Raw genomic sequence first — 16,693 nt, 5'->3', positions numbered from 1 at the left:
CCCGTACCCTGGGGCCGTGCCCGCTCCCCCCGCCGACGGCGACTGCCCGCTCTGCCGCGCCGAGCGGCTCACGCCCTGGTACCACGACGACGACCTGTGCTGGATCGCCGAGTGCACGATCTGCACGGTGCCGATGGTCGTCCTGCGCGCCCACGACAAGGCGCCCGACGACGCCGTCCGGGCCGAGCTGCACGCCCGCCTCGCCGCCGTGGTGGGCGAGCACTTCACCTTCGAGCACTACGTCGACGACGACATGCGCCAGATCCCCGACCACTACCACGCCCACGCCCGCCCGGTCGGGGGGTTCTTCGGCCACGCCGGGCTGCGGCGGTCACCGGCGAGCGAGGGCGCGGGGGAGGGGGCCTGATGCAGGTCGGCGTCCCCGATCCCAGCGGCGGCCGCCTGCCCACGGTGTTCGACGCCGTCGGTGGCCGGGACTTCTTCGACCGGGTGGTGGATCGCTTCTACGACGCGGTGGAGACCGACCCGCTGCTGCGCCCGCTCTACCCCGAGGACCTCACCGAGAGCCGCCGCCACACGGCTGGGTTCTTCGCCCAGTACTGGGGTGGCGGCACGGTCCAGTACTCCGACGAGCGGGGCCACCCGCGCCTGCGGATGCGCCACATGCCCTTCGCCATCACCGAGGCCCACGCCGCGGCCTGGCTGCACCACATGCGTGCCGCCCTGGCCGCCGAGCCCGACCTCCCCGACGAGGTCCGTCAGGCCATGGACGACCACATCACCAACGCCGCGGTCATGCTGGTCAACTCCTAGGTCGAGGCGTGGCACCATCAGGGGATGGCAACCCCTGAGCCCGGCAAGAAGGCGCCACCGATCACCCTGCTCGACCAGAACGGCGAGAAGGTGAAGCTCGCCGACCACGCCGGTCACCCGGTGCTCGTGTACTTCTACCCGAAGGCCGACACACCCGGGTGCACGACCCAGTCGTGCGGCCTGCGCGACGTGGCCGGCGACATCGGCGACACCGCCATCATCGGCATCAGCCCGGACCCGCCGGCCAAGCTGGCCAGGTTCGACGAGAAGTACGGGCTCGGGTTCACCCTGCTGTCGGACCCCGACCACGTCGTCGCCGAGCGCTACGGCGTCTGGGGCGAGAAGAAGAACTACGGCCGCACCTACATGGGGATCATCCGGTCGGCGTTCCTGGTCGGGGCCGACGGCAGGATCGTCGAGGCTTGGCCCAAGATCTCGCCCAAGGACACGCCGACGAAGCTGCTGAAGGCGCTGGAGTCCCTCGGCTGATCCGCGCTACGGACGGGGCGGGAGGCCGAGGCTCTCGGCGTCGCGTCGCTCGGCGTCGCTGATGATCCGGTCGCGGGCCAGGGCGACGGCGACGACGGCCGCGCCGAGCAGCACGAGACGCCGGACCCGACGCACGACGGGCCTCGACAGTGAGGTCGGGTCGAGCATGGATCCGCACCGTAGCGGCGTCGTGCCCGGAGCGGGATTCGAACCCGCATGCCCTTGCGGGCAGTGGATTTTGAGTCCACCGCGTCAGCCAGTTGCGCCATCCGGGCGAGCCGGTCGAGCGTAGCCGGGCCCCCGGTCGATGCTCCCCGCCTCCTCGCTAGCCGTGGTCGCCGGGGCCTCCGTCGACGTGGTCGCGGGCGAAGCGCTCCAGCGTGGCCACGTCGACCTCGGGGCACACCTGCTTGGTCACCCAGGCGGTGGCCACCACGGCGGCGTCCTCGGGCAGGTCGTCGGCCGGAGCCACGGTCACGCCGTCGCCGGCGAGGGCCTCGACCGACGCCCGCTGGCCCTCGGTCAGCCCCGAGTGCTGGATGAGGACCCCGCCCTCCTCCAACAGGCCGACCTGGACGGGTGGCGCCAGCGGCTCGGTGCGCACGTGCTCGGTGGACGGCGACGGGAGGTGCGGGCCGGACGTCGGCGGGTCGGTGCGGTACTCGGGGGCCTCGGCGCCGGGCAGGACGTGGACCGACCGGGTGTCGAGCTCCTCGCGCCGCACCGGACCGCACCCGGCCGAGCCGGCGTCGCCACAGGCCGCGAGCGTGGCCGTGACCAGCAGGGCCGCCAGGATCGCCCTCATCGGGCGTGGCCGGCGCGGGGGGCGGGGTCGCCCACGTCGGGTTCGACGGGGAGGGGCCCTTCGTGGCGGGCGGCGTGCTGGCGGGCCCGGGTCACGACGGCGACGGCGGCGATGGTGATGGCGCCGCCGACGATCACCCGCGGCGTGATGTGCTCGTCGAGCACGACGCCCCCGACGATCAGGGCGACGACGGGGATGAGGTAGGTGCACAGCGACGCCACGGTCGGCCCCAGGTCGGCGATGATCCGGAAGCTCAGCAGGTACGCGACGCCCGTCCCCATCGATCCCAGGACGAGCATCGAGCCGATCTGGCGGGGCCCGGGGACCTGTCCGTCGGCGACGGTCGTGGCGATGGCGAGCGGGGCGAGGAGCAGCGTCGCCCCGACCACCTGGCCGGTGGCGGCGACGACCGGCGGGATGCCCATCAGGTTGCGGGCCGCGAAGCAGAACGTGAGCCCGTAGAAGAAGCCGGCGAGCACGGGGGCCATGACGGCGAGGCCCTGCGTGCCGCCGAGGTCGTCCCCGCCGACGCCTGCGACCACGGCCACGCCGACGAAGCCGATGACCAGGCCCACGACGACGCGAGGCTTGGCCCGCTCGCCGAGGAGGGGGACGGCCAGCCCGGCGGTGAACAGGGGGGTGCTGGCGTTCAGCACGGCGGTGAGGCCGGAGTCGATGTGCTGGACGCCCCAGGCCAGCAGCGTGAACGGGATGGCCGAGCCGACCCCGCCGACGAACAGCAGGCTGAGCAGCGTCCGCCGGTCGCGGGGGATGGGGGTGTGGGTGAGGCGCAGGACCGTGAGCAGCACGACGGCGCCGAGGCCGGTCCGCCCCGCGGCCACGGCCGAGGGGGTGAGGTCCTGCCCGGCCACCTGGATGAACAGGAACGACCACCCCCAGATGAAGCTGAGGGCGAACAGGCGGACCACGTCGTCATCCTGGCGGGCCACGGGCCCGGGCCACCACTTGCATAGGATCGCCCCATGGCCCGGATCCTCGTCGAGCGTCGTCTGCGCGACGTGGGGACGCGGCTCAAGCGGCTGCGGGAGGAGCTCGTGGTCACCGACGAGCAGCTGCTCCAGCTGGCCGACGAGGCCGACGACGCCCGCATCCGGTCGTTGGTGTCGGAGACGCCGACGTCGGCCCGGGAGCTCTCCGAGGCGTCCGGTCACGCCGACGCCATGCGGCGCCACCGCCAGGCGGTGGTCGACGAGATCGCCCGGCTGGAGCAGGCACAGGACGAGCTGCTCGACCGCTTCCAGGCGGGCCGGGCGTAGGGGTGGCATCCGACGACCTGCGGGCCTGGCATCCTGGGCCGGCCATGACCGACGACGAGGGGAGCCAAAGATGACGACCCGCGTGGTGATCGCCGAGGACGAGGCCATCATCCGACTGGACCTGTCCGAGACCCTCCAGGAGGAGGGCTACGAGGTCGTGGCCGAGACCGGGCGCGGCGACGAGGCCGTGCGCCTGGTCCGCGAGCACCAGCCCGACATCGCCATCCTCGACATCAAGATGCCGGGGCTCGACGGGCTGTCAGCGGCGCGCGAGATCGCCGGTGAGCGGCTGGCGGCGGTGCTGATCCTCACCGCCTTCAGCCAGCGAGACCTGATCGAGCGGGCCCGCGACGCCGGGGCCCTCGGCTACCTGGTCAAGCCGTTCCAGAAGGCCGAGCTCCTGCCCGCCATCGAGGTGGCGCTGGGCCGGTTCAAGGAGATGAAGGCCCTGCACGACCAGGCCACCTCGCTCGAGGAGCAGCTGGAGAGCCGCAAGCTCGTCGACCGGGCCAAGGGGCGGCTGATGGACGACCACGGGATGACCGAGGGCGCCGCCTTCTCCTTCATCCAGAAGACGGCGATGCGCGAGCGCCGCACCATGCGCCACGTGGCCGACGAGATCCTGTCGGGGGCCCTGGTCCCGCCGACCTGACGGCGGCGCCAGCCCGGCGCCCTACGGCGTGGGGCGGGGCCCGGCGCAGTAGGGGTAGAGCTGCACGTCCATCTCCTGGCCGACGTTGTGCTCGCGGAAGGTGCCGAGGCCTATGGTGTCGACGTTCTTGACCTTGAGCGCCCGGTTGCCCCACCGCTGGACCGAGTCGACGGCCTCGCGCTCGTCGACGAACACCGTGCCCGTCTCGTCGCGGCTCCACACGGCGAACCGCTCGCGCCCGTCCTCGTAGGCGTCGCGGTCGCGGTAGACGAGGGTGACGAGGCTGGCGGCGTCGCCCCGCTCGGTGTCGCCGGCGGACGGGACGACCGGTGCCGACTGCTGCTCGCGGATCGAGGTGGACACGCCGTAGCAGTCACCCGGGTCGACGCCCACGATCTCGAGGTACGCCCGGAGCAGCTCGTCGGCGTCGACCGGCAGGTCGGGGTAGGCGGTGAGCTCGGGCGGCGAACCGGTCCACGGGTGGGGCTCGATCAGGCTGCGGAGGGATGGGTCGAGCACCTCGACCCGGATCGGCAGGTCGTCGGCCTCGGCCGCCAAGCACCGCAGGGGCGCCCCGCGGGCCAGCGTGGAGCGGGCCTCGCGCAGCCCGGCGTCGTTGCGCCCGAGGACCTGGACCCCGCTTGGCTCCACCATCACCGAGCGCTGCTGGGGTGGGCCGAACACCCCCCAGTCGAGCACCCGGTGGACGCCGAGGCAGTAGGCCGGGTCGACCCCGCCGTGGTGGGCCATCAAGGCGGCGAGGTCCTCGTCGAACGGAAGCGGGTCGGCGCGCGGTCGGTCGAGCCAGCTCTCGCCGCGGGCGAGGCGCACGGAGGCCACGTAGTGCGGCGGCTGGGCCCCGGCGGCGACGGCGGCGGCCGCGGCCGAGAGACCGGCGCTCAGCTCGGGGCCGCCGGCGTGGACGACGGTCCACTCGACCCACGGGAGGGTGCACGGGCCGAGCGTGCTCGCGGGGAGGCCGAGGCGTCCGTCCACCATCGCCAGCGGCCGGACCACGGCGGCCGACGGGTAGCACCCCCAGACCTCGTGGGTCCGCCCGGCCAGCCCCGACTCGGAGAGCACGGCCAGCGCCCCCTCCAGCCCGGGCCCGGGGACGGTGAAGCGGTCGATGGCGATCGGCCGGGACCCGGGGTGGCGGTGTCGGGCGAGGGCGGCCGCCCTCGCGGCCGCCGCCTCGACCTCGGGGGTCGGGGGCTCGGCCGCGATCCTCCGGGCCTGGTGGACCTCCCGACCGTTCGGCATGACGGCGGCGGCGGCCAACCCCGCCTGCATGGCCGCCTTGATGTTCGCCGGGCTGAGCGCAGCCCTCGTCCCCGCCACGAAGCGTCTCAGCACCGGGGAAGTCTCGCACGGCTCGACCGTGCGGCGAGGCCTCGCCGCGGTGTCGCGCGCCCTGTCTATGGTGACGCCTACATGGCTCTGATGCTGATCGACGGGAACTCGCTGACCTACCGCGCGTTCCACGCCCTCCCCCCGGACCTGACCACCGCCTCGGGCCAGGTCACCAACGCCGTCTTCGGGTTCACGTCGATGCTGGTGAACCTGCTGAAGGACCACCAGCCCGACGGCGTGGCGGTCGCCTTCGACCGACCCGAGCCCACGTTCCGCCACGACATCAACCCCGAGTACAAGGGCAACCGCTCCAAGGCCCCCGACATCCTGCGCCAGCAGATGCCGCTGGTCCGCCAGGTCATCGAATCGCTCGCCATCCCCTCGATCGAGCAGATCGGGATCGAGGCCGACGACATCATCGCCACCCTCGCCACCCGGGCCCGAGATGCCGGGCGGGACGTGCTGATCGTCACCGGCGACCGGGACGCCTACCAGCTGGTCGAGGACCCGCACATCCGGGTCATCTACAACAAGCGGGGCGTCTCGGACTACGCGAACTACGACGAGAAGGGCATCGAGGAGCGGACCGGTGTCCGCCCCGACCTCTACGTGCTCTACGCCGCCATGCGGGGCGACCCGTCGGACAACCTGCCCGGCGTGCCCGGGGTGGGGGAGAAGACGGCGGCCAAGCTGATCAACGCCTACGGCACGCTCGACGAGCTCTTCGCCCACGTCGACGACCAGACCCCCAAGCTCCGGGAGAACCTGGCCGCCAACGAGGCCCAGGTCCGGGCCAACGCCGAGCTCATGGTGCTGCGGCGCGACTGCGAGCTCGACGTCGACATCGAGACGCTCAAGATGGGTGAGCCCGACGTCGACGAGGTCCGCCGCCTCTTCGACTTCCTCGAGTTCCGCACCCTCTGGGACCGGCTGGTCGAGGCCCTCGGCCAGGACCTCGGATCGCTCGGGGCCGAGACCTCGGTGCTCGACGCCGAGGTGGTCGAACCGCAGTCGACCGACGAGGCCCTGGCCCGGCTGGGCGCCGTCGCCGGCGAGGGCCGGGGCGAGCCCATCGGGGTCGCCGCCGCCTTCGACGGCACACCCCGCTGGGACTCCGACCCGCTCGGCGTGGCCCTCGTGCTCGACCCCGAGGCCGGCGACGTCCTGTGGCTGTCGGCCGACCACCTCGGCGACCCGGAGGTCCGGTCCGCCCTGGCCGACGTCTTCACCGGGCCCCACGCCCGCCCCGTCGTCGCCCACGACGCCAAGCCCCTCCTCCGCTGGCTGGCCCGCACCGACCCCCACGGCCAGCCCGCCTCGCTGGTGTGCTCCCTCGGTCTCGACACCGCCCTGGCGGCCTACCTGATCGACCCGGCCGAGGGCCGCTACGAGCTGGCCCCCCTGCTGGCCAAGCACGCCCACGCCGAGCTGGCCACCGACGGTGACGCCCCGCCCGAGGGCCAGCTCGACTTCGTCGCCCCCGAGGACGACCTCACCGCCCGGGCCATGCGGGTCGCCTGCCGCACCGCCCTGGGCGTGGCCCACCTGGCCGAGCCGCTGTTCGCCTCCCTCGACGCCCAGGGGCTGCGGACCCTGCACGACGAGATCGAGGCGCCCATCGTCGCCGTGCTGGCGGCCATGGAGATCGTCGGCGTGGGCGTCGACAAGGAGCTGCTCGTCGAGATCAGCGACAAGATGCGCGACGAGGTGATCCGGCTCCAGCAGCAGATCTGGGAGATCGCGGGTGAGGAGTTCAACGTGAACTCCACCCCCCAGCTGCGGACCCTCCTGTTCGACAAGCTCGGGCTGACGCCGCAGAAGAAGACCAAGACGGGCTTCTCGACCGACGCCCAGTCGCTGGAGAAGCTGCGCGGCCAGCACGAGGTCGTCGACGCCCTGCTGGCCTACCGAGAGGTGGAGAAGCTGCGCTCGACCTACGGCACCGGCCTGCTGGCCGAGATCGCCCCCGACGGCCGCATCCACGCCACCTTCAACCAGACGGTGGCCCGCACCGGCCGGCTCTCCTCCGACGCCCCGAACCTGCACAACATCCCGGTCCGCTCCGAGCAGGGGCGGGCGTTCCGCACGGTCTTCGTCCCGGCCCCGGGCTGCGAGCTCCTGGTGGCCGACTACAACCAGATCGAGCTGCGCTGCATCGCCCACCTGGCCGAGGACCCGGGCCTGGTGCAGGCCTTCACCGACGGGACCGACATCCACACGACCACCGCGGCGCGCGTCTTCGGGGTGCCCGACTCCGAGGTCACGCCCTCCCAGCGGGCCAAGGCCAAGATGGTCAGCTACGGCCTGGCCTACGGCATGGAGGCCTACGGGCTCTCGCAGCGGCTCAACATCTCGGTCGAGGAGGCGCGGGGGATCCTCGACGCCTACTTCGTGGCCTTCCCCGCGGTGAAGGACTACATGGACCGCACCGTCGCCGAGGCCCGGGACCGGGGCTACACCGAGACCCTCTTCGGCCGGCGCCGCCCCATCCCCGAGCTGCAGTCCCGCAACCGGGGCATCCGGATGGCCGGGGAGCGCCAGGCGATGAACGCCGGGATCCAGGGCCTGGCCGCCGACATCTTCAAGGTGGCCCTGGTCCGGCTCGATCAGGCGCTCGCCGACCAGGGGGCGGCCAGCCGGGTGATCCTGCAGGTCCACGACGAGGTGATCCTCGACGTGGAGCCGAAGGAGCACGACGCCATCGCCGCGCTCACCCTCGAGGTCATGCGGGGCGCGGCCGACCTCCGGGTCCCCCTCGAGGTCAACCTGGCCTTCGGGGCGACCTGGGCCGACGCCAAGTAGGAGGGACGACATGCCGGCACGCAAGCGCCACAAGCCCGGAGGGGTGGGGGACCAGCCCGACCTCGGCACCCGCTCCGGTCGCAAGGTCGCCCAGAGGAGCGCGGCCCAGATCTTCGCCGAGCGGCGGGAGGCCGAGCGCGAGGAGCAGCGCCAGGCCGCACGCGTCCGGCGCGAGGCCCAACAGCGCGAGGACCGTCGACGCGAGCTCAACCGGGCCAAGGACGCCGCCGCCGCCCGGCTCAAGGAGGTCCGGCGCCGCGACGTACCGGGTGCCGCCCGGGCCGAGGCCGAGGCCGCCTACCGGGCCGCCCTCGACGCGGTCATCCGCGACGAGCAGGGCCTCCCCCCGCTGTCGGAGGAGGAGCAGGCCCAGGCCGTCGCCGCGCCGCGCGAGCTGGAGGCCGCCGAGGAGGCCGCCCTGGGCGACGAACCGGCAGTCGACGCCAACGACGAGGCCGCTGGGGGCTGACCGGGGCCGACGTGTCCGGGCGGCGCCCGGCCGCGCACTACGTTCAGAGGGCCACCCACCGGAGGGTGGCGGCGGGCTGCGCCGGGGGCGGGGCCGACATGACACGCGCCGCGGCGCGACGGAAGGCAGCACGTGCCGACCACCTCATCCACTGGCGTCGGCCGGCGCCTGGTCCTCAGCGCTCTCATCGCCGTGACGGCCGTCGGCGCCGTCGCCGTCCCGGCGAGCGCCCAGCAGCCCCCCGACCCCGCCCCCGCCCCGCCGGACTCGGGGCTGTCGGCCGCGGCCGCATCCCAGGTCGAGGCCATCGCCGCCGACAAGGCGGGTCGGACCCGCACCGAGCGGAAGGTCTCGTCGGACCTCCTCTACGCCGTGGCCGAGGAGAGGGACGGCGTGGCGGTCGAGGGCGCGCCCCGCCTGCGCAGCGCAGCCGAGGTCGACGGCGACGGTCGGACCGAGGTCGACATCGCCGGCACCGTCGAGCCCGCCCTGCTGGACCGGATCGAGGACGTCGGTGGCGAGGTGGTCGCGGCCGTCCCCGGCTTCGACGCCGTGCGGGCCCTCGTCCCCGTCGACGAGGTCACCGGGCTCGCAGCCCTTCCCTCTGTCGACAGCATCGCCGCCGCCGGTGGGTTCGAGCTCAACCGCGATGTCGCGCCCACGGCCGGCGCGACCACGAGCAGCGTCGGCCTCGGGTCGAACGAGGCGGACGTGACGATGGGTGCGGCCCAGGTGCGCGACACCTACGGGCTCGACGGCACCGGGGTGAAGGTCTGCGTGCTGTCCGACGGCGTTGACAGCCTCGCCGCCCGTCAGGGCTCCGGGGACCTGCCCGCGGTCGACGTCCTCGCCGGCCAGGCGGGGGACGGCGACGAGGGCACCGCCATGCTCGAGCTCGTCCACGACATCGCGCCGGGGGCCGAGCTGGGGTTCGCCACCGCCCTCCCGAGCCAGGCGCAGTTCGCCCAGAACATCCTCGGCCTCCGAGCCTCCGGGTGCGACGTGATCGTCGACGACATCACCTACTTCGCCGAGGCCGTGTTCCAGGACGGCATCGTGGCCCAGGCCGTCAGCACCGTCCGGGCCGCCGGGGCCCTGTTCTTCACATCGGCCTCCAACAGCGGCAACCTGGCCGACGGCACCTCGGGCACCTGGCAGGGTGACTTCCAGGACGTCGGCCCGGCATCCGGCCTCCTGGCCACCGCCGGCTCCGTCCACGGCTGGGGCACCGGTGTGGGCCACAACACGGTGCTGGCGAGGGCGTCGGTCGCCATGTTGAAGTGGGCAGACCCGCTCGGCGGCGCGACCAACGACTACGACCTCTACGTCGTCAACGCCGCCGGCACGGCCATCGTCGACGCCAGCACCAACACACAGGACGGCAACGACGATCCGGTGGAGATCGTCGGCGAGGTGTTCGAGGGCGAGCGCCTCATCGTGACGAAGTACTCCGGCGAGAGCCGGTTCCTGGCGGTCCACACCTCGCGGGGGAGGTTGGCTTTCGCCACCGCCGGCGCCACCTTCGGCCACAACGCCAGCGTCGACGCCATCAGCACCGCCGCCACCCCGGCCGCCGGGGCCTTCACCGCCGGCGCCCCCACGGGCCCGTTCCCCGGGACCCACTCCGCCGGCGACCTCAGCGAGACCTTCACCAGCGACGGACCGGTGCGCCAGTTCTTCGCGCCGGACGGCACCCCGCTGACCCCGGGCGTGTTCACCTCGCTGGGGGGCGTCGTGCACCAGGGCGTCGACCTCACCGCGGCGGACGGCACCACCACCACCACACCGGGTTTCATCCCCTTCTTCGGCACCTCGGCGGCCGCCCCCAACGCTGCCGCCGTCGCCGCCCTGGCCCTCGGAGGCGATCCGACCCTGACCCCGGACGCCATCGAGGCCGCCTTGGCAGCCTCGGCCATCGACATCGAGGTGCCCGGGCCCGACGTCACCACTGGTGCGGGGATCGTCACCGCACCACCTCTGATCGCCCTGCTCGGGCTCGACCAGGCTCCGAACGTGCGGCCGACCGGCCGCACCGTCACGGAGGTCGCGGGTGACGGGGACGCCGCCTACGAGCCGGGTGAGGTGTTCGACGTGGCCCAGGCGGTCGAGAACTCGGGTGGGATCCCGGCGACCGAGGTCGTCGTGGCCCTGACCTCGGCGTCGGCGGACGCCACGGTGCGCTCCTTGACCGCCGGACCGACGACCCTGGCGGCGGGGGCGACGGGCGAAGCCACGTTCCGGGTGCGGATCTCGCCCGATTGCGAGTGCGGGACCACCCTGACCCTCGCGGCGACGACCACCTGGTCCGGGGGCGGGGTGGGCAGCCGCACCGACACCTTCACCTGGGACGTCTTCGGGTCGTTGGCGGCCGCGGCGACCACGGCGTACACGGGCCCGGCGATCTCCATCCCCGACGGCCCCGCCCCGGGTGACCCGACGGCGCCGACGCCGGTCACCGCCACCATCGAGGTCGACGACCCGGGAACGGTCGGCGACCTGACCCTCACCATCGGCGGGTCGGCCTGCGACGCCACCGTCGGGTCCACGACGGTCGGGCTGGCCCACAGCTACGTCGGCGACCTCCGGGCGACCCTCACGTCGCCGGCGGGCACCACGGTGACGCTGATGGCCCCTCGGGACAACAGCGGCAACAACCTGTGCCAGACCACGTTCAGCGACGACGCCACCGATCCGTTCGCGTCGGCCCCGCCGTCATCGGCGCCCTACACCGGCACCTTCCTGCCGGCCGAGCCGCTGTCGGCGTTCGACGGCGAGGCCGCGGCGGGGACGTGGACCCTCACGATGTCCGACGCCGAACAGCAGGACACCGGCATCCTGCGCGACGTCAGCCTGTCGATCGCCGAGGCGCTCTGCGACGACCTCCCCAACGCGGCCCCGACCGCGGTCGCCGAAACCTATGCGACCGCCTTCGAGACGCCGCTGACGGTTCCCGCCCCGGGTGTGCTGGGCAACGACACCGACCCGACCGAGGACCCGATCACGGCGAGCCTCGTCGACGACGTCGACGACGGGACGCTGGCCCTGGCGCCCGACGGGTCGTTCACCTACACCCCCGATGCCGGATCCACCGGCGCCGACACCTTCACCTACACCGCCGGTGACGGGGAGCGGTCGTCGCCGGCGACCACGGTGACGATCACCGTCGGCCCCGATCCCAACACCGCGCCCACGGCGGTGGCCGACGACCACGACACCGCCTACGAGACGCCGCTCACGGTCGCCGCCCCCGGGGTCCTGGGCAACGACACCGACGCCGAGGACGACACCCTGACGGCGACGCTGGTCGAGGACGTCGAGGACGGGGTGCTGAGCCTCTCGCCCGACGGATCGTTCGTCTACACCCCCGACGACGGGTTCTCCGGCGACGACACCTTCACCTACGTCGCCAGCGACGGCCGGCTCGCGTCGGCCACGACCACGGTCACGATCACGGTGGGGGAGAAGCCGAACGGCGCCCCCGTCGCGGTGGCCGACGCCTACTCCACCGCCTACGAGACCCTCTACACGGCTGCTGCGCCGGGGGTCCTCGGCAACGACACCGACGAGGACGGTGACGCGCTGACCGCGGCGCTGGGCGACGACGTCGATCACGGCACGCTCGCCCTCCAGGCGGACGGGTCGTTCACCTACACGCCCGACGCCGGCTTCAGCGGTGACGACACGTTCACCTACACCGCCTCCGACGGCGAGCTGTCATCGCCCGCCGCGACGGTCACCATCACCGTCGGCCCCGAGCCCAACGCCGCGCCCGCCGCTCAGCCCGACGAGTACGACGTCGACTTCGAGACCACCCTGACCGATGCCGCACCCGGGGTCCTCGGCAACGACACCGACGCCGACGGGGACGCGCTGACTGCGGCGCTGGGCGACGACGTCGACCACGGCACCCTCGCCCTGCAGGCCGACGGGTCGTTCACCTACACGCCCGACGCCGGCTTCACCGGCGAGGACACCTTCACCTACCGCGCCAGCGACGGCGACCTGCCGTCAGGGGCGGCCACCGTCACCCTCACGGTCACGCGCTCCACCGACGCCTTCGTCGACGCCCTCTACCGGGACTTCCTCGGGCGCCCGGCCGAGGCCAGCGGTCTGGCCTTCTGGGGCGATCGCCTGCTGGACGGTCTCGACTCCCGAGCGACGGTCGCCCGGAAGGTGGCGCGCAGCGGCGAGTACGCCCGGCTCGTCGTGGGGCGCGCCTACCTCACGTACCTCGGGCGACCGGCCGAGCCCGGCGGCCTCGCCTACTGGTCCGAGCGGGTCCGCACCGGGCTGTCCGTGTCCGAGCTGCCGATCCGTCTGATGGGGTCGCCGGAGTTCCTGGCCCGGGCGGGCGGGACGCAGGTCGGGTTCGTGGAGGCCGTGTTCCTGGCGGTCCTCGGCCGGGCGCCCACCGCCACCGAGCGCTGGCTGCAGGTGGCGTCCCTCCAACGGGGCACCTCCCGCACGGCGCTGGCCCGGGCCGTCCACGGCGGCCTGGAGTCGCGCCACCGGCGGACCGTCGTCCAGTACGACCTGCTGCTCGACCGGACCCCGACCGCCTCCGAGCGTGACCTGTGGGCCGGCCGCCTCACCAGGCTGGACGACCGCGACCTCGCCGTCGCCCTGGCCGCCACCGACGAGTACCTGGCTGCGGCCGGAGCCCCCTGACGGGACATCATGAGGTGGTGAGCGAGCCCGACCACTGGTTCGAGGGGTTGGCCGACCACCTCGGGCGGGCGTACCTGCGGTACTCGTTCACCAAGGGGACCGAGCAGGAGGTCGCGTTCCTCGTCGACGTCCTCGGACTGCGGCCGGGGATGCGCGTCCTCGACGTCGGGTGCGGGCCCGGCCGCCACGCCCACGCCCTGGGCCGGCGAGGGATCGAGGTCCACGGCATCGACATCAGCGAGCGCTTCGTCGAGATCGCCCGGCGCGACGCCCCCGACGGGGTGACCTTCGCCCGCCACGATGCCCGTGACCTGCGCTTCGACGCCGAGTTCGACGCCGCCATCTCCCTCTGCCAGGGCGCCTTCGGCCTCCAGGGCGGGCCGGCCCAGACCGAGGCGGGGACCGGTGACGCGCCTGTCCTGGCCGGCATCGCCCGCGCCCTGCGGCCCGGGGGCCGGGTCGCGGTGAGCGCCTTCTCGTCCTACTTCCAGGTCGCCAACCTGGTCGCGGGCACCACGTTCGACGTCGACGCCGGGGTCGCCCACGAGCGCACGACCATCAAGGACGAGCAGGGCAGGGACGCCGAGACCGACCTGTGGACCACGTGCTTCACCCCCCGTGAGCTGCGCCTCCTGGCCCGGTCGGTCGGGCTCGAGCCCGAGCACGTCTGGGCTGTGGAACCGGGCCGCTACGCCCGACGAGCCCCGGACATCGACCACCCCGAGCACCTGTTGGTGGCGCAGAGGCCACCCAGGTAGCGTTGTCCCTCCGTGCGCCCGATCGGGCGTGCTCGTGGTGCGCCGACCGACGGCCGCCCATCTTGTCCATCGACTCCTGTCCCTCCGAGAAGAGCACCCTCAGTGTCCGACCAGACCGCCACCCTCACCCCCGCCGACGAAGACGAGTACGTGCCCCGCACGATCGCCTTCGACGACCTCGACATCGACTTCGACGCCGCCATCGATGCGTCGATGGTCAGCGTCGAGGACGGCCAGATCGTCGAGGGCAAGGTGGTCAAGGTCGACAAGGACGAGGTCCTCCTCGACATCGGCTACAAGACCGAGGGCGTCATCCCGGCCCGCGAGCTGTCGATCCGCAACGACGTCGACCCGGCCGAGATCGTCAGCCTGGGCGAGGAGCTCGAGGCCCTGGTCCTCACCAAGGAGGACAAGGACGGCCGCCTGGTCCTGTCCAAGAAGCGGGCCCAGTACGAGCGGGCCTGGGGCGACATCGAGGCCACCAAGGAGCGCGACGGCGTCGTCACCGGCCCGGTCATCGAGGTCGTCAAGGGCGGCCTCATCATCGACATCGGCCTCCGCGGCTTCCTCCCCGCCTCCCTCGTCGAGCTGCGCCGGGTGCGCGACCTCCAGCCCTACGTCGGCAAGGAGCTCACGGCCAAGATCATCGAGCTCGACAAGAACCGCAACAACGTCGTCCTCTCCCGCCGGGCCTGGCTCGAGGAGACCCAGAAGGAGCAGCGCGAGGAGTTCCTCGACAACCTCAAGCCCGGCGAGGTCCGCAAGGGCGTGGTGTCGAGCGTCGTGAACTTCGGTGCCTTCGTCGACCTGGGCGGCATGGACGGCCTGATCCACGTCTCGGAGCTGTCCTGGAAGCACGTCGACCACCCCGGCTCCGTCGTCGCCGTCGGCGACGAGGTGTCGGTCCAGGTGCTCGACGTCGACCGCGACCGCGAGCGCATCAGCCTCTCGCTCAAGGCCACCCAGCAGGACCCGTGGCAGGAGTTCGCCACCTCGCACCGCGTGGGCGAGCTGGTCTACGGCCGGGTCACCAAGCTGGTGCCCTTCGGCGCCTTCGTCCAGGTGGGCGACGGCATCGAGGGCCTGGTCCACATCTCGGAGATGTCGGCCCACCACGTCGACCTCCCCGAGCAGGTCGTCACCCCCGGCGAGGAGCTGTGGGTGAAGATCATCGACCTCGACCTGCAGCGGCGGCGCATCAGCCTGTCGATCAAGCAGGCCGCCGAGGGCGGTGTCGTCTCGGCCGAGTACCAGGAGCACTTCGGCGAGCACGCCTACGACAACGAGGGCAACTACATCGGCACCGAGTGGGCCGAGGACCCCGCCGTCGAGGAGGCCTGGGCCAGCTACGAGGCCGAGCAGGGCTTCGCCACCGGCGAGGCCCCCGTGCCCACCGAGGAGCCGCCGCTCGTCGAGGGCGAGGCCGTGGCCGCTCCGGCCGAGGAGCCCACCGACCCGGCCTGACCCCAGCCGGCAGACCTTCCGCCGACGGCGCCGGGACATCCCGGCGCCGTCGTCGCGCCCGGCCCCGCCCGCCCGACGGAAGTTCTGTCCCGAAACCCTTGTCAGGACGGCCTGCGCCGCCGACAGGTCACCCACGGATGGGTGGCGACCGCCACCACCAGCTCCGCGATTCACGACAAGGGGAACCCCGTGGGCTCTCGCCGCACCCTCATCACCATCGCCGCCCTGGCCGTCGGCGCCATGGCCGTGTTCCTGATCTACGGCTACGTGAGCTCCGTGAAGGACGAGGCCTTCGGTGACGCCGAGCGCGTCAAGGTCTTCGTCGTCAAGCAGACGGTGCCCAAGGGCACCTACGGCGAGGAGGCCTCGGCCAGCACGCTCGTGGCCGAGGACGAGATCCCGAAGCGCTTCTGGCCGGAGAACGCCATCCGCAGCCTCGACGACATCGCCGGCAAGGTCGCCGTCGGCGACCTGGCCGTGAACCAGGTCGTCACGACCGACATGTTCGCCGACCCGAGCACGGTCCAGACGACCTTCTCGGACCGGCTCGAGAAGATCAACGACGAGGACCAGGTCGCCATCACGATCCAGGTCGACCAGGTGCGCGGCGTCGCCGGCCTGCTGCAGCCCGGCGACTTCGTGAACATCATGGCCACCCAGGTCTGCGAGCTGGCGGGCGACGGGCTCAACGACGGGAGCACCCCGGCCCCCGAGCAGCCCGCCGACGAGGCGACCGAGCCGAGCTCCGGCGCCGACTGCCTCTACGGCGACGACGTCCTGTTCGGGAGCCAGGCGCGTTACATCTACCAGAAGGTCCAGATCCTGGCCATCGACCAGACGCCCGTGCAGCTCCCCGGCGAGGCCACCACGGCCGCCGAGGGCGAGGCCGTCGCCGCCGAGCCCGCCCTGAGCTCCGGCCTGATCACCCTGATCGTGCCCGCCCGGGCCGCCCAGGTGGTGGCCTCCATCGAGCCCGAGCGCTTCTACCTGACGCTGGTGCCCCGGGACTACGAGCCCGTGCCCCAGGAGGTCATCGACCCGACGGAGCCGTTCGCTGCCGAGGACCCGGACGCGCTCACGCCGTACGGCCCGGACGGTCCCGGAGGCGAGTGAGTCGAAGATGACGAGTTACCTTGTCGACGGCAGTTCGAGCGGGAGCTGGGATCACAGGTCCCTGGAGGC

15 protein-coding genes and 1 tRNA gene are annotated in these 16,693 nt (G+C 73.0%); 11 read left to right on the top strand and 5 right to left on the bottom strand.

Annotation, left to right across the window (positions count from 1 at the left end; genetic code table 11):
* The first annotated feature begins 16 nt into the window (after positions 1–16).
* From HC251_RS13495 to bcp, 3 genes are read left to right on the top strand one after another with little or no spacing between them, the layout of a single operon-like run.
* Positions 17–367 carry a hypothetical protein gene (locus HC251_RS13495; RefSeq protein WP_219941128.1) on the top strand — a complete coding sequence of 117 codons (351 nt, stop codon included), beginning with the start codon at positions 17–19 and terminating at the stop codon, positions 365–367.
* Positions 367–774 carry a globin gene (locus HC251_RS13490; protein WP_219941127.1) on the top strand — a complete coding sequence of 136 codons (408 nt, stop codon included), beginning with the start codon at positions 367–369 and terminating at the stop codon, positions 772–774. Before HC251_RS13495 ends, HC251_RS13490 begins: the two co-directional genes overlap by 1 nt.
* A gap of 24 nt (positions 775–798) precedes the next feature.
* Positions 799–1,263 (top strand): thioredoxin-dependent thiol peroxidase, encoded by a 465-nt coding sequence (bcp, locus tag HC251_RS13485; RefSeq protein WP_219941126.1) that lies wholly within the window; start codon positions 799–801, stop codon positions 1,261–1,263.
* A gap of 6 nt (positions 1,264–1,269) precedes the next feature.
* On the opposite strand, the gene HC251_RS13480 is transcribed toward bcp, so the two are convergent.
* The 4 genes from HC251_RS13480 to HC251_RS13465 form a co-directional block, all read right to left on the bottom strand.
* Positions 1,270–1,431, bottom strand: a complete 162-nt coding sequence (locus HC251_RS13480) for a hypothetical protein (protein WP_219941125.1) — start codon at positions 1,429–1,431, stop codon at positions 1,270–1,272.
* A gap of 23 nt (positions 1,432–1,454) precedes the next feature.
* Positions 1,455–1,538 (bottom strand) — tRNA-Leu (locus HC251_RS13475).
* Positions 1,539–1,588: 50 nt separating this feature from the next.
* The gene (locus HC251_RS13470) at positions 1,589–2,068 is read right to left on the bottom strand and encodes a DUF3105 domain-containing protein (RefSeq protein ID WP_219941124.1); all 480 of its coding nucleotides are present in this window, start codon (positions 2,066–2,068) and stop codon (positions 1,589–1,591) included.
* Positions 2,065–2,997 (bottom strand): DMT family transporter, encoded by a 933-nt coding sequence (locus tag HC251_RS13465; protein ID WP_219941123.1) that lies wholly within the window; start codon positions 2,995–2,997, stop codon positions 2,065–2,067. The genes HC251_RS13470 and HC251_RS13465 overlap by 4 nt, the downstream gene beginning before the upstream one ends.
* Positions 2,998–3,051: 54 nt before the next feature.
* Here HC251_RS13465 and HC251_RS13460 point away from each other — a divergent pair, with 54 nt between their 5' ends.
* Together HC251_RS13460 and HC251_RS13455 are read left to right on the top strand one after the other, a co-directional pair.
* Positions 3,052–3,345, top strand: a complete 294-nt coding sequence (locus tag HC251_RS13460) for a hypothetical protein (RefSeq protein WP_219941122.1) — start codon at positions 3,052–3,054, stop codon at positions 3,343–3,345.
* Between the two features lie 70 nt (positions 3,346–3,415).
* Positions 3,416–3,997 (top strand): ANTAR domain-containing response regulator, encoded by a 582-nt coding sequence (locus HC251_RS13455; RefSeq protein ID WP_219941121.1) that lies wholly within the window; start codon positions 3,416–3,418, stop codon positions 3,995–3,997.
* Between the two features lie 21 nt (positions 3,998–4,018).
* On the opposite strand, the gene HC251_RS13450 is transcribed toward HC251_RS13455, so the two are convergent.
* A complete protein-coding gene (locus tag HC251_RS13450) occupies positions 4,019–5,353 on the bottom strand; it encodes a hypothetical protein (protein ID WP_219941120.1) in 1,335 nt (444 codons plus the stop codon).
* Between the two features lie 78 nt (positions 5,354–5,431).
* Between HC251_RS13450 and polA the strand changes: the two genes are divergently transcribed.
* The 6 genes from polA to cpaB all read left to right on the top strand — a co-directional run bounded on the left by polA (position 5,432) and on the right by cpaB (position 16,624).
* Entirely contained in the window at positions 5,432–8,152 is a 2,721-nt protein-coding gene (gene polA / locus HC251_RS13445) for a DNA polymerase I (RefSeq protein WP_219941119.1), read from the top strand.
* 10 nt (positions 8,153–8,162) lie between these two features.
* Positions 8,163–8,621, top strand: coding sequence for a hypothetical protein (locus tag HC251_RS13440; protein ID WP_219941118.1), 459 nt, complete (start codon positions 8,163–8,165; stop codon positions 8,619–8,621).
* A gap of 132 nt (positions 8,622–8,753) precedes the next feature.
* On the top strand, positions 8,754–13,289 hold the full coding sequence (locus HC251_RS13435; RefSeq protein ID WP_219941117.1) for an Ig-like domain-containing protein: 4,536 nt from the start codon (positions 8,754–8,756) through the stop codon (positions 13,287–13,289).
* A 17-nt stretch (positions 13,290–13,306) separates the two neighbouring features.
* Positions 13,307–14,047 (top strand): class I SAM-dependent methyltransferase, encoded by a 741-nt coding sequence (locus HC251_RS13430; RefSeq protein WP_255566406.1) that lies wholly within the window; start codon positions 13,307–13,309, stop codon positions 14,045–14,047.
* Positions 14,048–14,149: 102 nt separating this feature from the next.
* A complete protein-coding gene (gene rpsA, locus HC251_RS13425) occupies positions 14,150–15,511 on the top strand; it encodes a 30S ribosomal protein S1 (protein ID WP_255566405.1) in 1,362 nt (453 codons plus the stop codon).
* A 189-nt stretch (positions 15,512–15,700) separates the two neighbouring features.
* Positions 15,701–16,624, top strand: a complete 924-nt coding sequence (gene cpaB / locus HC251_RS13420) for a Flp pilus assembly protein CpaB (protein ID WP_219941116.1) — start codon at positions 15,701–15,703, stop codon at positions 16,622–16,624.
* The last annotated feature ends 69 nt before the right edge of the window (positions 16,625–16,693 follow it).

It is taken from the genome of Iamia sp. SCSIO 61187, assembly GCF_019443745.1.
Lineage (GTDB): Bacteria > Actinomycetota > Acidimicrobiia > Acidimicrobiales > Iamiaceae > Iamia.
The sequence above is the reverse complement of the archived record's forward strand: the minus strand, read 5'-3'. Positions and strand labels throughout refer to the sequence as shown.